This window comes from Leucobacter sp. L43 (assembly GCF_016597785.1).
In the GTDB taxonomy this organism is placed as follows: Bacteria; Actinomycetota; Actinomycetes; order Actinomycetales; family Microbacteriaceae; genus Leucobacter; species Leucobacter alluvii.
Genome location: NZ_JAENJG010000002.1, coordinates 325720 through 344530, shown reverse-complemented (window position 1 = coordinate 344530; position 18811 = coordinate 325720). Strand labels below are relative to the sequence as shown.

25 protein-coding genes are annotated in these 18811 nt (G+C 66.1%); 9 read left to right on the top strand and 16 right to left on the bottom strand.

The window, feature by feature from the left end:
• Positions 1-54 precede the first annotated feature (54 nt).
• Positions 55-666 (bottom strand): MerR family transcriptional regulator, encoded by a 612-nt coding sequence (locus JE033_RS10835; protein ID WP_200331556.1) that lies wholly within the window; start codon positions 664-666, stop codon positions 55-57.
• A gap of 71 nt (positions 667-737) precedes the next feature.
• Here JE033_RS10835 and JE033_RS10830 point away from each other — a divergent pair, with 71 nt between their 5' ends.
• Both JE033_RS10830 and JE033_RS10825 read left to right on the top strand, forming a co-directional pair.
• Positions 738-1274 (top strand): DUF4188 domain-containing protein, encoded by a 537-nt coding sequence (locus JE033_RS10830; RefSeq protein ID WP_200331554.1) that lies wholly within the window; start codon positions 738-740, stop codon positions 1272-1274.
• 393 nt (positions 1275-1667) lie between these two features.
• Positions 1668-2126 (top strand): CPBP family intramembrane glutamic endopeptidase, encoded by a 459-nt coding sequence (locus tag JE033_RS10825; RefSeq protein ID WP_200331552.1) that lies wholly within the window; start codon positions 1668-1670, stop codon positions 2124-2126.
• Here JE033_RS10825 and JE033_RS10820 read toward each other — a convergent pair.
• From JE033_RS10820 to JE033_RS10780, 9 genes are all read right to left on the bottom strand, one after another.
• Entirely contained in the window at positions 2107-2610 is a 504-nt protein-coding gene (locus JE033_RS10820; protein ID WP_370567956.1) for an HXXEE domain-containing protein, read from the bottom strand. The two genes, JE033_RS10825 and JE033_RS10820, sit on opposite strands and share 20 nt — an antisense overlap.
• Positions 2611-2655: 45 nt before the next feature.
• Positions 2656-3396, bottom strand: a complete 741-nt coding sequence (locus JE033_RS10815; RefSeq protein WP_200331548.1) for a hypothetical protein — start codon at positions 3394-3396, stop codon at positions 2656-2658.
• Positions 3397-3511: 115 nt separating this feature from the next.
• Positions 3512-4081 (bottom strand): DUF6434 domain-containing protein, encoded by a 570-nt coding sequence (locus tag JE033_RS10810; protein ID WP_200331546.1) that lies wholly within the window; start codon positions 4079-4081, stop codon positions 3512-3514.
• 56 nt (positions 4082-4137) lie between these two features.
• Positions 4138-4572: a hypothetical protein gene (locus JE033_RS10805; protein WP_200331544.1), complete on the bottom strand. Its 435-nt coding sequence runs from the start codon at positions 4570-4572 to the stop codon at positions 4138-4140.
• Between the two features lie 217 nt (positions 4573-4789).
• Complete coding sequence (locus tag JE033_RS10800) at positions 4790-6037, bottom strand: Dyp-type peroxidase (RefSeq protein WP_200331542.1); 1248 nt, start codon at positions 6035-6037, stop codon at positions 4790-4792.
• Entirely contained in the window at positions 6034-6606 is a 573-nt protein-coding gene (locus tag JE033_RS10795; RefSeq protein ID WP_200331540.1) for a copper chaperone PCu(A)C, read from the bottom strand. The genes JE033_RS10800 and JE033_RS10795 overlap by 4 nt, the downstream gene beginning before the upstream one ends.
• Before the next feature lie 11 nt (positions 6607-6617).
• Positions 6618-7316: a copper resistance CopC family protein gene (locus tag JE033_RS10790; protein WP_200331538.1), complete on the bottom strand. Its 699-nt coding sequence runs from the start codon at positions 7314-7316 to the stop codon at positions 6618-6620.
• A 248-nt stretch (positions 7317-7564) separates the two neighbouring features.
• Positions 7565-8188, bottom strand: a complete 624-nt coding sequence (locus tag JE033_RS10785; RefSeq protein WP_200331536.1) for a hypothetical protein — start codon at positions 8186-8188, stop codon at positions 7565-7567.
• A gap of 72 nt (positions 8189-8260) precedes the next feature.
• A complete protein-coding gene (locus JE033_RS10780; RefSeq protein ID WP_234037430.1) occupies positions 8261-8677 on the bottom strand; it encodes a DUF6098 family protein in 417 nt (138 codons plus the stop codon).
• A 182-nt stretch (positions 8678-8859) separates the two neighbouring features.
• Here JE033_RS10780 and JE033_RS10775 point away from each other — a divergent pair, with 182 nt between their 5' ends.
• The 6 genes from JE033_RS10775 (at position 8860) to JE033_RS10750 (ending at position 13045) form a co-directional block, all read left to right on the top strand.
• Positions 8860-9435 carry a hypothetical protein gene (locus JE033_RS10775; RefSeq protein WP_200331534.1) on the top strand — a complete coding sequence of 192 codons (576 nt, stop codon included), beginning with the start codon at positions 8860-8862 and terminating at the stop codon, positions 9433-9435.
• Positions 9413-10066 carry a TetR/AcrR family transcriptional regulator gene (locus tag JE033_RS10770; RefSeq protein ID WP_200331532.1) on the top strand — a complete coding sequence of 218 codons (654 nt, stop codon included), beginning with the start codon at positions 9413-9415 and terminating at the stop codon, positions 10064-10066. The genes JE033_RS10775 and JE033_RS10770 overlap by 23 nt, the downstream gene beginning before the upstream one ends.
• Before the next feature lie 100 nt (positions 10067-10166).
• Positions 10167-10526, top strand: coding sequence for an ATP-dependent DNA ligase (locus JE033_RS10765; RefSeq protein WP_200331530.1), 360 nt, complete (start codon positions 10167-10169; stop codon positions 10524-10526).
• An 84-nt stretch (positions 10527-10610) separates the two neighbouring features.
• A complete protein-coding gene (locus JE033_RS10760; RefSeq protein WP_090150553.1) occupies positions 10611-10940 on the top strand; it encodes a hypothetical protein in 330 nt (109 codons plus the stop codon).
• Positions 10941-11088: 148 nt separating this feature from the next.
• Positions 11089-12024 carry a glutaminase A gene (gene glsA, locus JE033_RS10755; protein ID WP_090150556.1) on the top strand — a complete coding sequence of 312 codons (936 nt, stop codon included), beginning with the start codon at positions 11089-11091 and terminating at the stop codon, positions 12022-12024.
• Between the two features lie 139 nt (positions 12025-12163).
• Complete coding sequence (locus tag JE033_RS10750) at positions 12164-13045, top strand: manganese catalase family protein (protein ID WP_090150559.1); 882 nt, start codon at positions 12164-12166, stop codon at positions 13043-13045.
• A 23-nt stretch (positions 13046-13068) separates the two neighbouring features.
• On the opposite strand, the gene JE033_RS10745 is transcribed toward JE033_RS10750, so the two are convergent.
• The 4 genes from JE033_RS10745 to JE033_RS10730 all read right to left on the bottom strand — a co-directional run bounded on the left by JE033_RS10745 (position 13069) and on the right by JE033_RS10730 (position 16079).
• Entirely contained in the window at positions 13069-13743 is a 675-nt protein-coding gene (locus tag JE033_RS10745) for a Pr6Pr family membrane protein (RefSeq protein ID WP_200331528.1), read from the bottom strand.
• A gap of 36 nt (positions 13744-13779) precedes the next feature.
• Positions 13780-15138, bottom strand: coding sequence for an APC family permease (locus JE033_RS10740; protein ID WP_090150565.1), 1359 nt, complete (start codon positions 15136-15138; stop codon positions 13780-13782).
• A gap of 64 nt (positions 15139-15202) precedes the next feature.
• A complete protein-coding gene (locus JE033_RS10735; RefSeq protein WP_090150568.1) occupies positions 15203-15610 on the bottom strand; it encodes a hypothetical protein in 408 nt (135 codons plus the stop codon).
• Positions 15611-15659: 49 nt separating this feature from the next.
• Positions 15660-16079: a GNAT family N-acetyltransferase gene (locus JE033_RS10730; protein ID WP_090150571.1), complete on the bottom strand. Its 420-nt coding sequence runs from the start codon at positions 16077-16079 to the stop codon at positions 15660-15662.
• 146 nt (positions 16080-16225) lie between these two features.
• Here JE033_RS10730 and JE033_RS10725 point away from each other — a divergent pair, with 146 nt between their 5' ends.
• Positions 16226-16954 (top strand): DUF1206 domain-containing protein, encoded by a 729-nt coding sequence (locus tag JE033_RS10725; protein ID WP_370567947.1) that lies wholly within the window; start codon positions 16226-16228, stop codon positions 16952-16954.
• On the opposite strand, the gene JE033_RS10720 is transcribed toward JE033_RS10725, so the two are convergent.
• Together JE033_RS10720 and JE033_RS10715 are read right to left on the bottom strand one after the other, a co-directional pair.
• Positions 16951-18162, bottom strand: a complete 1212-nt coding sequence (locus JE033_RS10720) for a zinc-dependent alcohol dehydrogenase (RefSeq protein ID WP_200331909.1) — start codon at positions 18160-18162, stop codon at positions 16951-16953. The two genes, JE033_RS10725 and JE033_RS10720, sit on opposite strands and share 4 nt — an antisense overlap.
• A 94-nt stretch (positions 18163-18256) precedes the next feature.
• Positions 18257-18748, bottom strand: a complete 492-nt coding sequence (locus tag JE033_RS10715; protein ID WP_200331524.1) for a CinA family protein — start codon at positions 18746-18748, stop codon at positions 18257-18259.
• Positions 18749-18811: the final 63 nt, after the last annotated feature.

The following is an 18811-nucleotide window of genomic DNA, read 5'->3' as shown; positions in this document are numbered from 1 at the left end:
GCACGCCATTCAGGTGCCGGGGCGCCTCGATTCACACGGTTCGACATGAGCGCGCTACGACTCCGAAGCGAAGCGCTCCCCCGAACTCACCTGCTGCGCGACGCGGCGCAGCGCCAGCAGCAATGGTTCCACCAGCACTGACCCGAGCACCACGTAGCGCACGGCAGCGTCGGCAGACTCGGTGGGAACGTGAGCGATCTCGGTATCCGCGATCCTTCGCATGCTTACGAGATACTCCGCCATCACCGCGTCGGGCACCGCGAATCCCACCTTCTCCAATCCTCGCAGCGCTTGCGCCACGGCGCGCAAGACCGCGGCGTCGCACGCCCCCGGCACCCAGCCGAGCCCCTCGACGAGACGCTCGGCCTCAGCGAGGTCCAGTTGTTCGTCCCCGGGAGGCGTGACCGCAGCATGTGCCTGCCCGAGAACGGCTTCGGGACGCGCAGGTGCAGCATCGAGCACGGTGACGACCCGCCGGGTTTCGGCGACGCTCACCCCAGAATCGAGTAGTGCGCGGATCACGCCCAGCCGATCCACGTGCTTCTCTCCGTAGGAGGACTGCGTCGGGGCACTCCGTTCCCCTTCGGGCAAGAGCCCTTCACGCAGATAGAACTTGATCGTGGGGACGGTGACGCCGGTGCGCGCTGATAGTTCCGAAATTCTCATACTCACCTCTTGATTGAGATAGTATCGCTATCCAGTATAGATAGTTCCTCTATCCAGACGGGAGAACGTGAATGTCACGAATTGCATCAGGGCGAATGACCCACAGCTACGAGGGCGAACTCGTCATCTTTCACATTGGGATGCAGATCAACCGATGGTGGCGACCTGACCTCTGGGTGCCGGTCTTCGGCGCCATGCCTCGCATGCTGCGAGAACTCAGCGCGGACCCCGATTCAGGGCTGCTCGGCTTCCACCTCCTGCTCGGTGAGGGCGGGCCGACCGTGATCCAGTATTGGTCGTCGGTCGAGAAGCTCTACGCCTACGCGTCTGTATCGTCTCATGAGCACCGCCCTGCCTGGACCCGCTTCAACCGGATGGCCCGAAAAGCACCGGGCGCTGTGGGCATCTGGCACGAGACGTTCGTCGTCGATCGAGCGGAGAGTATGTACGTATCGACGAAGCCCAGAGGCCTCGCGAAGGCGACGCAACTCGTCGAAGTCGGTCGGGCGACCCATCAGGCGAGGGATCGGCTCGCCGCAGGGCGCACCACCCGCAGACCCCCGCACCCGACCGCCGAGCCCGCCCCCGCACCCGCACCCGCAGCGTGAACGACTTCGCTTCGTCGAATACCCAAATATGACGAACATCTGCGCAACAACCATCGTCCGGCCGAACATCGACGGTCGCAGCACTATCGTCATTCTCGCGGGCGAAATCAGGGCGTCCTACGGACTGAGAATCGGGGGTCTTCCATGCAGCTTGCTCACCGTGGATCACCGCCGACGCTGCAGGCCCGAGGGATTGCGGCCTTTCTCACCGCATACGTTGCCTTATTCATCTGGATGGAGGTTGCCCAGGCTCTCGTCACGGTCGAGGTATTCAACGGCGTGAAGAACGCTCTCTATATTGCGCTCGCCGCTTTCGGAACCTGGGTATTCCGACGAGAAGGGAGACGCGGGTGGCGCGAAGTACAAGCACGCCCGGGTAGAGCTGCGGCATGGGTGCTCGCCGGACTCGGGATGATGGGCATCGCTTCAGCGCTGTATGGGATCGTTGTACTCATCATCGGGAGGATCGAACCGGGCGGCAACCAGGCGGCGATCGACGCGGAACTCCTCGCATCGACCTCGTCGCTCCCTCAGGCGCTGCTGTTGCTCGGGGTCGTCGGCCTCTTCGCTCCGATCGTCGAGGAGCTCGTGTTTCGCCAGATCCCCTTCGGGTCTCTGCAGCAGCACCTCCCCACCCCGCTTGCGTTCGTACTGTCGACCCTTCCGTTCAGCCTCATGCATGTGACGTCAGTTCAGGAGTGGCCGCTCGCGGTGTTCTACGTCGGAAGCGCCGTGGCGTTCTCGATCGCCTACCTGGTATCCAATCGCAATATCCTCGTTCCGGTTGCCGTGCATGTGCTCTGGAACGGCACGGGCACCGCTTTCCAACTCCTCACCCACGCCTTCCGCTGAAGCGCTTCGTCGAGCTCCGACGATGTCGTCGTGGCGCACGCGCCCCCTCCTGCACGAGCCGCGCCAGCACTTGGCTGGTGAAGGCGGCCGGAAGCAAGAGTGCCGCACCCGCGAAGTAGTCGCGCGGCCGCAACGGGTGTCCACTGCGACTGAGTTCGCGCCGCGCGAGCCTCGCGCCGGGCCACATCACCGTTAGAGCTGTGATGACGCCCGCCGTATATCGGCGCTGTGCCACGGCCGAGAGCGCATGGGTGACCACGTGCCCCTCGAGTCCCGCAACCACCGCCCGGTACTGCCCCGACCGGCCAGTGGTGCGGACGCCCGCCGCGCATATCGGCGCCACGAGGAGCCCCATGAATCCGACCGCAGCCCAGGATTGGCGTCGGCCCATGCGCAGGAACTCGATGCCGGCACGATCCGCGAGCCTGTCGCATTCGGCAGGAAAAGCGACGGCTTCTTCGATGTCGTGCACCACCCACGCCACCAGGAGCGCCAACGGACCGTGAAGTTCATGGATGTTCTCCAGCTGTCATAGTGCGAACGCGACGCGGTCGACTGCGCAGGTGCGAACGGCGAATCGATGCTGCAGCGATCGCAGAGTCCATTCTGCCCCCAGTGCTCGCGTCGCGAGGGCACTGATCCAGCGCGGCGAGAGGTGGCCTCCGTCCTTGCCGGGAAACACCCACCCCGGCCCCGAGTCGAAGAGCTCGGACGACAGCTCCTCCGGCAACGGACGGTATCGAGCACCGTTTCCGACGCCACCGACGGCGAGCGCGCACCCGTCGGCATGCAGCAGCAGGTCGCGTTCACTGTGGATGCGCGCGATCTCATTGCGGCCCAACCCCACTTCAGCAGCAAGACGGAGGATCATGCGGCTTCGCGCATCTGAACGACGCAGCGCGTGCAGGTACACGAGATCGGGTGTCGGCTCGGGAGGGGAGCTTCGGCAGAGCTCCTGAGGCATCCCCATGGCGACGTCGTCGAGCAGCCCCTCGTTCCCCGCCCAGCGCCAGAACAGCCGAAAGCTCGTCAGTCTCGCTCGACGGGATTCGGGACGCCAGGTCTGCGCTGCGCACCACTGCGCGAGTCGCGTCTCGGTCACGTCGAGCGGATCGGCTTCGATGCCGCGAGCCAGGCATTCGAGGTGTTGGCGCCGGGTCTCGATCGTCGATGTTCGGGACCCCTGCGTGCCGAGATGCGTCAGATACGGTTGCAGGAGGCGGTTCCATGTGTCGGGGACTGCCGAGGGTTTCGAAGGCGCGGTGCTCATGCCGACCAATTTTCGACGCCTCCGCGAGCCCAGTCTCACGCACGGAACACGGCGAGTAGTCCCCCACCGAGAATTCGGTACCCGAGGGATGCGGTTGCGCATAATGCACCACGCCTCAGACACGACCGCGCTCATCCACCGATTGGCTGCGGTACAGCTGCCACGCTGCCAGGAGATCCTCCCGTGTCGTCTCCGGGTGATCCGTGTGCCATTTGCGCGTGAATCGGTTGTACTCGAATTGCGGGTCGATCTCCGTCTGCTGCGAGTCTCGAGTCGCCGTGTAATGATCGAGCGCATCCTGCAGCGTCCGAGTTCCGTCGCCCTGCGCGAAGAACTCGCGCATCGTCGCATCAAAGTGGAAGCTCACTCCAACCTGCCGGACGAACCATCGCCGAACGACCTGACTGCATCGTTGACCGCGAGGGATGATGCTCGAGGCATCGACCGGGTCCGAAAGCTGCGCGCCACCCGCCGTATTCCTCGGCGTCGGCTCGGTGAAGCCGTCACCGTCGAGCGCGGCGACGAGACGCCGTGTCAGGACTTCCTTGCTTCCGCTGGCGCTGATGCCGAGAGTGCGCGCGAGCGCCGCCAGTTCGTTCTTGAGCCAGTACCAGCGCAAGAGCTCGTCCCCGCTCAGATCGGGGGTCAATTCGGGGCGTCGCGGGGCCGAAGCCGTCTCCATCATCGTTTTGGCGCCTCCGCACGGACCAGGCTTCTGCGATAGGTACTCACTGTCTCATCTCACGCTGCGATTGTCATGACCGAAGCTGTGATCACGGGGCTCACGAGGATGGCCAGGTACACCAGCGTGATCCACGGCTGGTAGTCGACGTAGAACTCGCGCCACGTGAGCGACCACGGATGCTTGATCAAGATCCACCCCGGAATGTCGACCAGAATAATCACTGTTGTCCAGACAATTCCGACGCCTATCGCCGCCGTCCACATACTTGACGGCTGAGCAGCGTGGAAGTACCCCCACGCGATGAACGGCCACACCACGATGTTGTACAAGGGATGAAAGGGAAGCGTTGCCGTATATGCCGGAACGTCGTACTCGGACTTCTTCTCGACGCCGTCTGGCATGTGCATGCCGAGCACGAACCCGTTGAAGCACGTATGCCCGATGCCGATCACGGTCACGACGACATACCCGATTCCCAACCACAGGGCCATCGGACCGAATTCACTCCACAACACCGCTGAATCCACTGCATCGACCTTTCCCATGGCGCACGGCAACAACAGCTGAGAACCTACGGCCTGCTGCACGATGGGCGGGAGCGCTGGTGAGTGCTGCAGTAGTGGTCTGGTCAGTTGCAGTAGGGACGCCTCTGCATTCCTACGCCGCGGGCTCCGGCCCGAACGAACTTGCAACGCGACCAGGCTCCCCTCACCCGAGGAGCGTCTCGCCGATATATCCGCCTTCGCTGCACCCTGGAGGAATCGCGAACACGGCTGAACCCACTGGGGTGGTCCATTCGTTCAACAGGTCGAGTTCGTCGAGACGACGCTGAATGGGCACGAACTGCTTGGTCACGTCGGCTTGGAACGAGACGAAGAGCAACCCGCTGTCCGATATCTCGCCGCCGGATGGAGCATGATCGTAGTTGTAGGCGCGACGAAAGATCCGTTCATCCGCGTTCTCCGAGCGCGCTCGTCGGATGTGCGAGAACTCCGGGATCACGGGGAACCCGACGTTCGTCTTCGCGTCGAAATCGGGCTCATCGTGTTCGTGCACGCCCGTCAGTGGGGCTCCGTTCGCGAGCGTGCGACCCATCGATTGCTCCCGCCCGCTCCGATCGAGACGATCCCACTTGTCGAGATCCATGTGCGTGCGCCGCAGCACGAATCCGGTACCGCCCGCCAACCATCCGTCGGTCGCCCATACGAGACGGTCGAAGTCTTGATCTTCGGGCGAGGGGTTGGCGGTGCCGTCGACCTGGCCGAAGAGGTTCCGCATCGTGGTACCCGGCTTCTCAGCACCGAACGCTCGACGAAAGCCGACTTGCGTCCACCGCACTGACGCGAAGCTCCGCGCGTCTTTCAGGAGCATGCGCGTTGCGTGGGCGACAGTGAGTGCATCGTCGGAAGCGATCTGCAGGAGGAGGTCCCCGTCGCTCCAACCCGGTTCGAGACGGTCAATGGTGAATGCTGGCAGGGGGCGGAGCCACTCGGGAATCGCGGACGGTCCCGCTGCGCGTGCGACGAGCGCCGGCCCGAATCCGAAGGTGACCGTGAGCCGTGCCGGCACTGCACCGAGCTCCGGTTCGGAGTCAGCGAGAGCAGGCCCGCCCTGGGTGAGCCTGGCCGCGTCCTCGGTGAGAATCTGCATCATCCGTCGCAGTGCATCCCGGTCGGTCCCGTCGTGCAGGTCGAGCGCCACGAAGGTGGCGTGCGCTTGAGGCGTCGTCGTGATCCCTGCTTGGTGAGCGCCATGGAAATCGACTGTGTGGCCTCCGTGGATCGACGCCGCAGTATCGCTCGCGACCCCGGGCGCGTGGCCGGGCTTCGCCCGGCTGAGCAGTGCGTCGGCGCCGACGGCGGCGGCCGCGCCGAGGCCGGCGACGGCTCCTCCGAAGAGGAGCCCCCGCCGGCTGACGCCCGTCCGCCCGGTGTCGGGGGTACGGTCCGAGGTCATTCCGAGTGTCCGCCCATCTCCATGTCCCCGCTCATCTCCATGTCGTGCTCGTCCGCATCGTCGCCCTCGTAGTTCTCGTTGGCGCCCGCGTAGTCCTTCGCCGGAACGGTGAACTCGTACGTCGACTCGTCGGAGAAGGTGAGCGTGAACGTGATCTCGTCTCCGGCCGCGATGGGGTCGGTGAGATCCATGAGCATCAGATGGTTGCCGCCGGGTTCGAGCGACAGGCTGTCACCTGCTTCGATGGTGAAGCCGTCGGTCTTCTCGCGCATGATCATCTCTCCGGCCTCGTTCTCGATGGTTTCGTGCAGTTCGAGAGCGCTCGAGGCTTCCGTGCTCGCCGAAACGACGGTGACGTCATCGGAGCCGGTGTTCTCCAGCTCGCCGAACGCGGCCGACATGCCGCTATCGGCGGCTTTGACCCAGCCGTCCTCCATGACGACGGCCTCGCCGGCCGCAGGAGCCGAGGTCTCTGGAGCGTTGGATGCGGCGGTACTGCACCCCGTGAGCGCGACGAGCGCGACGGCAGTGAGTGCGAGAAGAGAGTTCTGAGTGGTGCGTGTATACATACGAGTGCCTTTCACAGTGCTTCATGTGTTTCTGCAGATTCGGATCGTCGCGAGGACGGATCCGACGGAGTGTTCTTGCCGCGTTTCCTGAGTGACCAGACGATGAAGACGAGCAGCGCGCTTGCGGCTCCCGCCGCTCCGATTGCGATGGTCCGCCCGAAGTCCGATGGTTCGGATGCCTCGTTCGGAAGACTCGTCGACGCCGACGCATCCGAGCCGGCTGGAAGCGCAGGTTCGCGCGCATCGAGCGAGTCAAGCTCTTCCGGCTGCGTCTGTTCCGCCGTCTTCGCATCGCCGACGGTGAACGGAACGATGCCGCTGATCGGGTGCCCGTCGGAAGACACCACTCGCCAGCGCGCTTCGTACGCGCCGTCGGGGAGCGAGCCGTCGATCGGCACGCTCACCATGGGCCCATCCAACGTCGGCGCACCGCCCGCCCAATCCTTGCCGCCCTGATCGACGACCAGAATGACGGCGCCGACGGTCAGAACGTTGTCCGAGAACTCGAGCGCGACCTGCGCGGGGGACGAAGCGAGCACGGCTGCTTGGGCGGGCTCGCTGGAGAGCAATTGGTCGTGCGCGAACGCGGGGTTCGCACTCCCCAGCATCATCACCAGCGCTGCGAACGCCAGCGTCGTGAGGCGCGTGAGCATTCGGCGGGGTGAACGGGCCGGGGTGGTCGGCAGGCGAGTGGACGGTGTAGGGGTCATGGCTGAGCCTCATCGGGTGATGGCAGGGGTCATCGAAGAAGGCGGCACCGTTCTCGACCGCACGATGGTGCGGTCTGAGACAGCAGCGCGTTCAGGAACGCGTGCACCGGTTCGTTCGAAGGCGAGCCGTCACAGCGGCGGACGCGACGATTCCGGGTGCACGGTACTCCCCGATTCGCTGCGGCTGCGGTCTCCCAGCGCAGCGATGAGGCGCGCGAAGCACAGCGGCGGAGCGTCGGCGGAGTGGATCAGCGGAACAGCACGGGAACGGGTGGGCCACGACGGGCGGTCACCGAGGGGTACACGCCGAGCGGAAGCAGCGTCGACGCGATGTCCGGAACGACGGCAAGCGACGGAGCTGCGGAGATTCGGCTGCCGGTGGCGGGAGCTACGGGAAGCAGTCGCGACACGATCAGACGGGTGAGCACCGCCATCGACGCGAGCACCGACTCCGCGCAGTACAACGCTGCCACCGTGAGCGCTCCAGCGCACACGTGCGCGATCCACATGCTCGTGCCCGCGTGCGCCAGATGAGCGCTGGGCATCACGGGTGCAGCGGCGGAGCCGGTCAAGCCGTGGGCGTGATGCGGCAGAGCATTCGTCGTCGTCTCACTCGTCCGCGATGCGCCCAGCACGAACAGTGCGTGGAACAGGAATTGGCTCGCGGCGACTGAAACCGAGAGACGAGGGAGGGAGAGCGTGCGCCCCGCGAGTGCGACGCAGACCAACGTGGAGAGCACGAGCGGCGCGAGGATTCCCATCGCGCCAGGCACGGCACCACCGCCGACGACGTGGGAGAGCAGGGCGACGAAGGTCGACACCGCCGCCGCTGCGACGCCGCGCGCGGCGATGCGGGAGCGAGTCGACGACATGCATCGATTCTCTCAGATCATCGAAGCGATGGTGCGCAGACGCCGCCGATGCCGGGCCAGTGCGACCGGCCCTCACTCCGGACCGCGCCCCGCATCGAAACGGGTGCGGTAGTGGGCGTGAGCTTCTCTGATGAGCTCGTCGTCGAGGGTGGCGACCGCGTGAACGTCGCGGAGCAACGGCTCGCAGTCAGGGCCTCGCCCTACGTGGGTTCCGCGCAGAATCCAGGCGTAGCGGTCGGGGTTCTTCTCGGCGAGGTGGCTGTACTGACAGAGCTGCCTCGACAGCCAGTCCTCCAGGGGCCGGGTCCACCACTGCTCGGCATCGAGCGGGTTCACTGAGAGGCCGGGGAGTTCGAGCCCGCTCTCGGTGTCGATGCTGCGCTGCGCTGCGTCATGCTCCGGTCCTTCCGAGTAGCGCACGTGCAGGCCCGGGTGCGAACGCACGAGGTCGGTGAGGCTCGCCAATGTGAGCAGGTGCATGTCGTTCATGCGCTCATTCATAGCTGCCGGAGAGGCGCCTCGCAATGGTCTCCTCGAGCGCCTTCCCCTGTGCATGCTGCGCCTGCCGCGCAGACCGTTTCTCAGCACCTGCGATAGGGCCCGACGCGATGGCCTTTGTTTGAGTACAGTTGTACTCAAACAAAGAACAGCGCTACAGATGGAGGAGACGAATGATCCTGATCGCGATCGTGATCTGCGAGGTCGCTTTCTGGCTGGCGATCATCGCCGGTCTCTCGGCACGCTATCTCTTCCGCCGCCCGGGGCTCGGTGCGGCGTTGCTGATCGTCGCTCCTGTCATCGACGTGATCCTGCTCGCCCTGGTCACTTTCGACCTCCTCGGCGGGGGCACCGCCTCGTGGCAGCACGGGCTCGCAGCGATCTACATCGGCATCTCGGTCGCTTACGGCAAGCGCATGGTCGTCTGGGCCGACGCGCGATTCAAGCACCGGTTCGCCGGCGGCCCGCCCCCCGAGAAGCTGAGCGGGCTGCGTTACACGCTCAAATGCTGGAGAGACGTGCTGACGACCGCCGCAGCCGTGACCGTCGCCGCCGTGATCCTCGGAGCGATCATCGCGCTCGTCGACGACCCTCGACGCACCGAGGCGCTCTCCGGGTATTTCAGCATCCTCGGCATCATCTTCGCGATCGATCTCGTGTGGGCGGTGAGCTACACGTTCTGGCCGAAAGCGCCCGCAACGCTGCCACCGCACTACGCTGACACCCATGCCCCGCAGAATCGACACTGAGGCGCGTACCGCGGAGATCGCCGGAGCTGCACTGCGAATCCTCGAGCGCGACGGTCTCGCGAGCCTCTCAGTACGAGGAGTCGCCGCCGAAACCGGACTCGCACCCGCGTCGCTGCGCAGGATCTTCCCGACGCAGCAAGACCTCCGCGAGTACTGCTTCGAACTGATCGAGGAGCGCGCGACGGCCAGAATCGCCGCCCTCGACCTCTCGGGCCGTGAGCTCGCGGAGGCGCTGCTCGCGCAGCTCCTCCCCCTGGACGGAGTGCGCCGCCTCGAGTTCGTCGCGCAGGTGCAACTCGGCGTGCTCGCGCTCACCGACCAGGCGCTGCGTCCCGCGGCGCAACGGCTCAGCGCCGCGGTCGACCGCGCGTGCGTCGCCGCCATCGGGATCCTCGTCGATGCGCGCTTGTTCCACGCTCATCGCGACGCCGCGTTCGAAGCGCGGCGATTGCGGGCACTCCTCGACGGAGTCGCGATGCTCGGGCTCTGGGACGGAGATGCGGAAGCGCCGCAGCATGCCCTCGACACGGTCACGCATCATCTCGACGAGCTCGCCCTTCCGCCGCCTCATCGAACCGGTGGAGCACTCGAGCGATCCCAGACGCGCGCGACGTCGGACGAGAAGCGGTAATCTTCTCTTCCGCGGCTCTTCGTGCACCAGATTTCCTGAGACACTTGACGAGCTTCCCCGCGACCACTCGAATGTCGCGGAATGAAAGGATCAGAAGCTCATGGGATTCATTCGATACGACGGCCTCACCACCCACTTCGAGGACCGACTGCTCGCGCACCTCCAGATCATCATCGTGCAGAAGCTGATGCGCGACGAGGCGTTCTTGATGTCGTGGAAGGACAGCATGAGCGTGGGCGACGGTCGCACGGCGATCTGGGTCTCGCCCCAGACGACGCTCACGTTCAAGTTCCTGGGGAGCCGTGTACCGGAGATCAATAAAGAGTGGTTGCAGCGACTCGGGGAATCGGCGAGTTCGACGACTGGGTTGATCGTGACGAAAGAGGACGGCACCCTGGCCGTCGCCGAAGCCACTGGAAACAGCTATCCCGGAAACCTCCGCGCAGAACCCGTGAAGTAGCCGGCTCGACCGAACCGGGGTACCACATTCAACGCCGCAAAGACAGCCCTGCCGTGAATTGTTTCCACTGGCAAACTGCTGATCATGGGGTATTTGAAACACGGGGAACGGGAATACGAGTTCGAGGATCGACTGCTGGCCCACCTGCAGTTCGTCATCGGGCAGAAACTGAAGAAGCAGGAGTGCTTCTTCCTCAGCTGGCACAAGCCGCACGACCAGGGCGATGGGCGCTTGTCGGTCTGGTTGTCGCCGTACGTCTCGATCGGTTTCCATTTCTCAGGGAGCCGCGAGCCGGAACTCAGCAAAGCGTGGGTGCGGGCGCTCAACTCGCTCGCGCATACACCGCGCGGTCTCATCGCGATCACGGAGGAAGAAGCGGAGAAGTTCGTCAAGAAGAATCCTGATCTGCTCTGACGCGGTCGCACATCACCGGAGCGTCGCTCCTCCTGATTCTCCTGGGAGGAGCGACGCTTCTGCATGCAGGCGCCGGCGCCGTGACCGGCTTCAACGCCGCGCCGCACGATCGAGCCTCCGGAGCCCGGCTCTCCCGCAAGCTAGAGGAATGAACCGAGCCCCGGACGCCCGCAGCTACGACCTCGACGCACTGCGCGAGCAGATGCTTCCCCATCGGGGCGGTGCCGTGACCGAGAGCATCCCCCAGCTCGCCGAAGCCGACCCCGGGCTCTGCGGCGTCGCCCTGGTCACCCTGGACGGCGACCTTCGCTCGAGCGCGCAGTCCGACGTGGTGTTCAGCATCCAGTCGGCGGTGAAACCGTTCGTGTTCGCGCTGGCGCTGCACGACACGAATCGCGCCGCCCTTGAGCGGGTGGGCATCGAGCCGACGGGTGAGGCCTTCGATGCGATCAAACTCGAGAGCGGCACCGGCCGGCCGCCGAATCCGATGGTGAACGCCGGCGCGCTCCTCACGAGCTCGATCGTCGACGGCGACGATGCCGCTGCCCGCGCCGAGCGCATTGCCGCGGGGCTCTCGGCCTTCGCGGGGCGGTCGCTGCGCGTCGACGAGGAGATCGCCGAGGCGGAGCAGCGACTCGGGGACCGCAATCTCGCCCTGGCGCATCTCATGCGCTCGGAGGGGACGCTGCGTGTCGAAGCGGACGATGCGATCACCGTGTACGCCCGCGCGTGCGCCACGCTCGTCGACGCAGAAGCCCTCGCGGTCATGGGAGCGACACTCGCAGCGGGAGGCGTCAATCCGTGCACCGGCGAACGCGTCATCTCCCGAGAGGTCGCGCGCGACGTCATCTCCGTCATGGCGACGTGCGGCGTGTACGACGGTTCCGGGCGCTGGATGCGCGAAGTGGGTGTTCCGGCGAAGTCGAGCGTCTCGGGCGCCATCGTGCTCTCGGCTCCCGGCGCCCTCGGCGCCGCAGTCTTCAGCCCACCGCTCGACGAACAAGGGACGAGCGTCCGCGGTCATCTGGCGAGTGCGCGACTGAGCGACGATCTCCGGCTGCACGCTTTCGACGTCTCGCCCTGAGCCCCCGCGTTTACGTCACGCTTCTCCCGATTGCAACCCCGTCGTGATCACGCCGCATCCGGTGTGGGCTGGGTGGCATCGTCGGTCGCAGCAGAGCCGAGCCGCGGCCCTCCGACCGGCGACGGAGAGGAAACGGACGATGTATTTTCACCGGCAGGAACTCCAGCACAAGGCCAGCCCGGACAAGCCGGACGCGGTGTACGCACGCAAGCTGCAGGAGGTGCTCGGCGGGCAGTACGGCGAGATCACGGTCGCTCTGCAGTATCAATTCCAGGCATGGAACATGCACATCCCGGGGAAGTACCGCGACCTGGTCTTCGGCATCGGCGCGGAGGAGATGGGACACGTCGAGATGCTCGCCGTGATGATCGCGCAGCTCCTCGAGAAGTCGCCGCTCGGCATCACGGATGAGGCGGTGCAGAGCGATCCGACCGTGGCCGCGATCATCGGCGGCACCGACGTGCAGCAGGGCATCGTCGCCGGTGCAGGCGCGCGCCCGGTCGACAGCAACGGGAATCCGTGGCAGGGCAGTTTCATCACGAGCAGCGGCAACCTGCTCGCCGATTTCCAGGCCAATGCGAACGCCGAGATGCAGGGGCGCGTGCAGGTCGCGCGGCTCTACCACATGACCGACGACCACGGAGTGCGCGATCTGCTCGGCTTCCTGCTCGCCCGCGACACCATGCACCAGAATCAGTGGCTCGCGGCAGCCGCGGAACTGCAGGAAGAGGGCGTCGAATCGCTTCCGGTTCCGAGCAACTTCCCGATCAGCAAGGAGGAGCGCGACGTGTCGTACCAGTACATCAACTTCTCCGACGGAGCGGCCGCGAGCGAGGGCAGCTGGGCATCGGGACCGACTCCCGATGGACTCGGCGAGTTCAGCTACCACGAGGCCCCGGAGGCCGGAGTGCCGATGCCGCCGCCCACGCACCCGGACGCGCGCTTCTACGGCACGACCGACGTGCCGAACCTGGCCGAGAAGATCGCCGGCCGGGCTCAGGATGTCCTGAGGAAGGAGTAACTGCTCCGTCGTCGGGCTGAGCTTCAGGCGCGCTCGCGCGTCCTGCGGCTCAGCCCGACGAGCAGCGCGTCGACGCCGATGATCACCGCGGCGATGGCAGCCATGTAACCGAGTACGGCGCCGTACCCGCCGGGCTGAGCGGGATTCATGAATGGGTAGGGATACCAGCCGACGACGACGCCGCGCAGCACCGTGTAGACCCCCCACGCAAGGGGGAATACGGCCGCGAGGCGCAGATGCCTCCAAGAGAGCCCCGCGCGCGCTGGCGCGAACCACCACAGCGCTGCAACGAAGAGCGGCCCGATGAGGTGCAGCACCTCGTTCGACCATCCGAGAGTCGACTCCTGGTCGAGCGACACGCCCCGCAACAAGGCGTTGTACACGATCCCCGTCGTCACCATGTAGGTGGACATCGCCGTGAACACCGCCCAGAACCAGAGCGGGGGACGTTTCCCGAGGGATATGACAACGGCCGACGCCGTCAGGACGATGACCGCGAGCACATTCGACAGGATCGTGAAGAAACTGAAGAAGTTCGTGAAGAAGAACAGCGGCTCATCGGGTTCGAAACTCAGACTGAACACCAGTTGTCCGATCACAGCGGCGGCGATCAGCACTGCCGCGGAGGCGGCGCATACGGCGAATCTGCGGCCCACCGATACGACTGGGGCGCGAGCCGCGCTCTTCGTCGACGTCATCTTCGGCCCCCTCCATCGGCGTTCGCGGTCACCCCATCATGCCTTGACCTCAGGAGTTTCGTCGCTCCGACTCGCGTTCCGACGTGCATTCCAGCGTGCGAGCAGGTGCAGTACAACACCGACCCCGACGAGGGCGGCCCCGAAGAGCCAGACCGTTCCGCTCTGCTGCGTCATCAGCATGATGCACGAGGCGATGCCGAGCACGGGCACGAAGGTCCACACTCGGAAATGCTGATGCTCGACGCGGTCGCGGCGCAGGACGAGCACTGACACGTTGGCGCTCAAGAACACGAAGAGCAGCAGCAGCACGACCGTCTCCGCAAGCGTGGCGAGGTCACCGACCAGCGTGAGCAGCGCCGCGACGAGGGTGGTCGCCATGATCGCCACCCACGGCGTCTTCCGCTTCGGCAGCACCCGCCCCAGCTGGGCGGGGAGCAGCCCCTGCTCGGCCATCCCGAAGGCGAGTCGGCTCGTCATGATCATCGTCAGCAATGCACCATTCGCTACGGCGATCAGCGCGATCGCGCTGAACACCCACGACGGCACGTGCGAGCCGGAGGCTTCCACTACGTCGAGCAGGGGGCCGCTCGACTCGGCGAGTTCATCGGCGGGCAGGGCGATCGCGCTCGCGAGCCCGACGAGCACATAGACGATCCCGGCGACTGCGAGGGAGGCGAAGAGCGCCCTCGGGTAGGTTCGAGACGGGTTGCGCACTTCCTCGATCATGTTCGCCGAGGTCTCGAAACCCACGAAGGAGTAGAACGCGATGATGGCACCACCGAGCACCGCGGCCGCCGTGCCGACGCCCTCCGGCCCTTCGACCACTCGCGAGAGATCGCCTCCGCCGTTCCCGACGAGCAGGCCGACCACCACGATGACGATGACGAGGCCGCTGACCTCGATCGCCGTCATCACGAGGTTGGCGCCGAGGGATTCGCGAATGCCTCGAGCGTTGAGCAGGGCCACGACGACCAGGAACAGGATCGCGACGAGCGTCGTCGGCAGTTCCACGAACGTGTGCAGGTACTCCCCTGCGAAGGCGATGGACAGGCCGGCAGCGCTCGTGACGCCCGCCGCGAGCATGCAGAACCCGACGAGGAATGAGATGACGGGCTTCTGGAAGGCCCGCTCCGCGAAGACGGCAGCGCCTCCCGCTTTCGGATACTTCGTGACGAGTTCCGCGTACGAGCCCGCCGTGAGGAGCGCGAGCAGCAGAGCCAGCAGGAGCGGTGCCCACAGCATGCCGCCGACCTCTGCAGACAGCACCCCCATGAGTGCGTAGATGCCGGCTCCGAGCACATCTCCGAGGATGAAGGCGAAGAGGAGCAGGCCGGAGACCGAGCGGCGCAGCTTCGTATCGAGGGGCTGCGAGGCAGCCTCGGGTTCACGCGTCATCCCGCCAGCCTAGAGTCGCGCAGAAGTCACCCGCACGCCCCTTGACACCCGCGGTCCCTGTTCGTTAGCTCGTGTGCTCGGTCTCATCACCGGTCGCATCCACGATCAGCACGGTGCCGAGCGCGTCGTTCTCCGTAGCGGCGAACACGGCGGAGGCGAGGTCGTCGCGTTGGGCCTCGCTGAGCTCGCCCTCGACGAGCACGCGAATGGTGTCCGTCGAGACGTTCTCGTACTCGTCGATCTGCTCGAGAAGGTCGGTCTCGTCCGCGCTGACGCCTTCGGGGTCGCCGTTCGAGAGACGATCATCGATCTGCTCCTCGACTTCGTCCGCGAGTCCGTTCGGTGCGTCGTGCTGGTCGCGCACTTCCCCTGAGCCCTCGGTCGGGGAGACTCCGCCGCACCCGGCGGTTCCGCCGAGGAGCGCGAGCGAGATGGCACCGGTGGCTACGAGCTTGAGCTTGTTCACTGACATGCGTCGAGCCTAGGAAACGCTTCCATTTCGGACGAGGGGGTTGCGCTCCTCACGAACCGGAGCCTCGGAGCTTCCGATGCATGCCGGTCGCGTCATCGGTGGTGAATCCGAGTGATTCGTACACGCCGACCGCGGCATCGCTCGCGAAGAGACCGACGAAGAGCTCGATGTCACCCTCCGGCTGCAGCAGTTCGATCAGACGTGAGACGAGATCGGTCGCGATCCCCGCTCCCTCGTGCTCCGGATCGACGACGACGTCTTGCACGTACGCGTACTGCAGTCCGTCGCCCACGGCTCGCGCCATGCCGATCACCGACCCGTGCTCGTCGACGCACACAACACCGGCCAGGGACGCGGCGAGCGAGGCACCGCGCACCTCGTCATCGAAGTGGGACTGCCATCCGACCGCTGCTGCGAGGGCAGCGTGTTCGGCAGCGGTGGGTACGCGATCGAGTATGCGATGGTCCATGAGACCACGATACGCGCGGCGAACGGCGCAGCGCAGGTCCGTGCGCTCTGATCCGTTAGCCTCGACCCATGGACGACCGATTGCAATCTGCTGCTCGCAGAACCGAGAGCACCACGACCTTTCGCGCACTGGCGCGGGGAGGGTACGTGGCGACCGGCATCGTGCACGGGCTGATCGGGGTCCTCGCAATCGCCCTCGTCGTGCGCCAGGGCCGCGCGGAAGCCGATCAGGTGGGAGCTCTCACATCCATCGCCGAGGCTCCGTTCGGTCTCGCGGGCCTCTGGGCGGTCGCACTGCTCCTCTTCGCCCTCGGCATCTTCCACATCGTCGACGGCTTCGCCCTCAGCCGCAACTCTCGGAAGCAGCGCTGGGGGCGCCGGCTCGCCGAGTGGGGGCAGGGAATCGCGTTCTGCGTCATGGGCGGGATCGCGACGGCGATCGCCGTCGGCGCACGCCCCGATCCCGACCGCACCACTCGCGATGCGAGCCGCGGGCTGCTCACCCTTCCGGGCGGAACGGTCCTGCTCGTCCTGGTCGGCCTCGGGGTGGCCGGTGTTGGAATCGCCTGGATCTGGATGGGCGTGTCCCGGAGCTTCCGGAAGCAGATGGAGCTCCCGTCCGGCCGCGCCGGTCACGCGATCGCTGCCCTGGGCGCGGTGGGGTTCGTGTCCAAGGGCGGAGCCCTGCTCGTCGTCGCCGTGCTCCTGGCCGCCGCCGGCGTCCGGGGAGATTCGAGCTCGGCCGGAGCCCTCGACTCGGCCATCACCTCGCTCTACGACCTGCCGGGCGGGCCCGTCTGGATCGTGCTCATCGGTGCAGGGTTCTTGGCATACGGGGTGTTCTGCTTCTTCCGCGCGCGGTTCGCGAAGCTCTAACGACCCGGCGCCGAGCCGGTATCGGCGGAGTCCGCCGCCGGATCGAGCACCACCTTGATGCACCCGTCCTCCTTCTTCTGGAAGAGCTCGTACATCTCCGGGGCACTCGCGAGCGGAACCCGATGGGTGGTGAGATCGGCCGTGCCGAGCGGGTCGTCGTGCTGTTCGACGAGGGGCAGTAGATCGTCGATCCACCGCTTCACGTTGCACTGGCCCATCTTGATCGTGATCTGCTTGTCGAACAGCGTCTTCATGGGCAGCGGGTCGGCGTTGCCGACGTAGACTCCGCTGATCGAGACGGTCCCGCCGCGGCGCACCAGATCGATCCCCTGCAGCAGGGCGGCTGTGCGATCGACGCCGGCGTGCTCCATCATCGGCTTCGCGAGCACGTCGGGCAGTGCACCGATGGCCGTGTGCGCTGCGTGCACGCCTGGGCTCCCGTGCGCCTCCATGCCGACGGCATCGATCACGGCGTCGGGCCCGCGCCCGTCGGAGAAGTCGACGGCGGCCTCGTCGACGTCACCGGGCTCGCATACGGCGATGCCGTGGCGTGCAGCCATCTCCCGGCGTTCCGGCACCGGGTCGACGGCGAGCACCCGCGCCCCGCGATGCGCGGCGAGACGCGCTGCGAACTGACCGACCGGGCCGAGTCCGAGCACCAGTGCCGTGTCTCCGCGCCCGACTCCTGCGTAGGCCACGCCCTGCGCAGCTGTCGGGAGGATGTCGCTGAGGAAGAGATAGCGCTCATCCGGGAGGGTCTCGCCGACGGGGATGGTGTTGTAGTCCGCGATGGGCACCCGAAGCAGCTCGGCCTGCCCGCCGGGCACCTGACCGTAGAGTTTCGTGTAGCCGAAGAGCGCCGCCCCCGAACCGTACTCGGTCACCTGCGTGCGCTCGCACTGCGACTGCAGGCCGCGCGTGCACATCCAGCATGCTCCGCACGAGATGTTGAACGGGATCACCACCCGTTGCCCCACCTGCAATGAGGTCACGCCCGGGCCCACCTCCTCGACGACGCCCATCGTCTCGTGGCCCAGAATGTCGCCGGCGTCGAGAAACGGCCCGAACAGCTCGTAGAGGTGGAGGTCCGAACCGCAGATCGCCGTCGAAGTCACTCGAACGATCGCGTCCCCTGGTTCCTGGATCACCGGATCGGGCACCTGCTCGACCGAGATCTTCCGCTTGCCCTGCCACGTCACTGCGCGCATCATGTGCTCCTCTGCTCATCGCTGTTGCTCTTGCTCTGGATCGGTGCTCGTGCGGTCCGCGTGCCCGACGCACCGAGACGGGCGAGACCCCGGTTCAGTCCGTCGGGGCGAGGCGCCCGAGTACCGCTTCGAGGGCGGCCTCGACGGTTTTCTGCATCACCTCGATCGGATCGCCCGAGAACGAGAGGTGCTCGACGCTCGTCGGCGAGTCCCCTCCGGTGATCGCGAGCACGACCGTCCCCGCAGGCTTGCCCTCGTCGGGTTCCGGTCCCCCGACTCCGGTCACTGCGACCACGACATCGGCCAGCAGCAGACGTACGGCGGATTCCGCCATCGCCACCGCCGTCGGTTCCGTCACCACCGGCCCCCTCGGAGCCCCCAGGAGGGAGTACTTCACCTCCGGATGGTATGCCGTGATCCCTCCGTGGAACCAGGTGCCGGAGTCGGGCGCCGCGGACAACGCCGCGCTCAGTTGACCCCCCGTCAACGACTCGGCGACTGCGACAGACCGACCTGCATCCGACGCACGCTCGGCGATGCGCTCGACGAGGTCGTCGACGCGGCCCTGAATAGCGGATTCAACCATCGAGTTTCGCTCCTTCCGCGCCGATGAGATCTACGGCGCAATTGCCGACGTTACGGGGGGAGA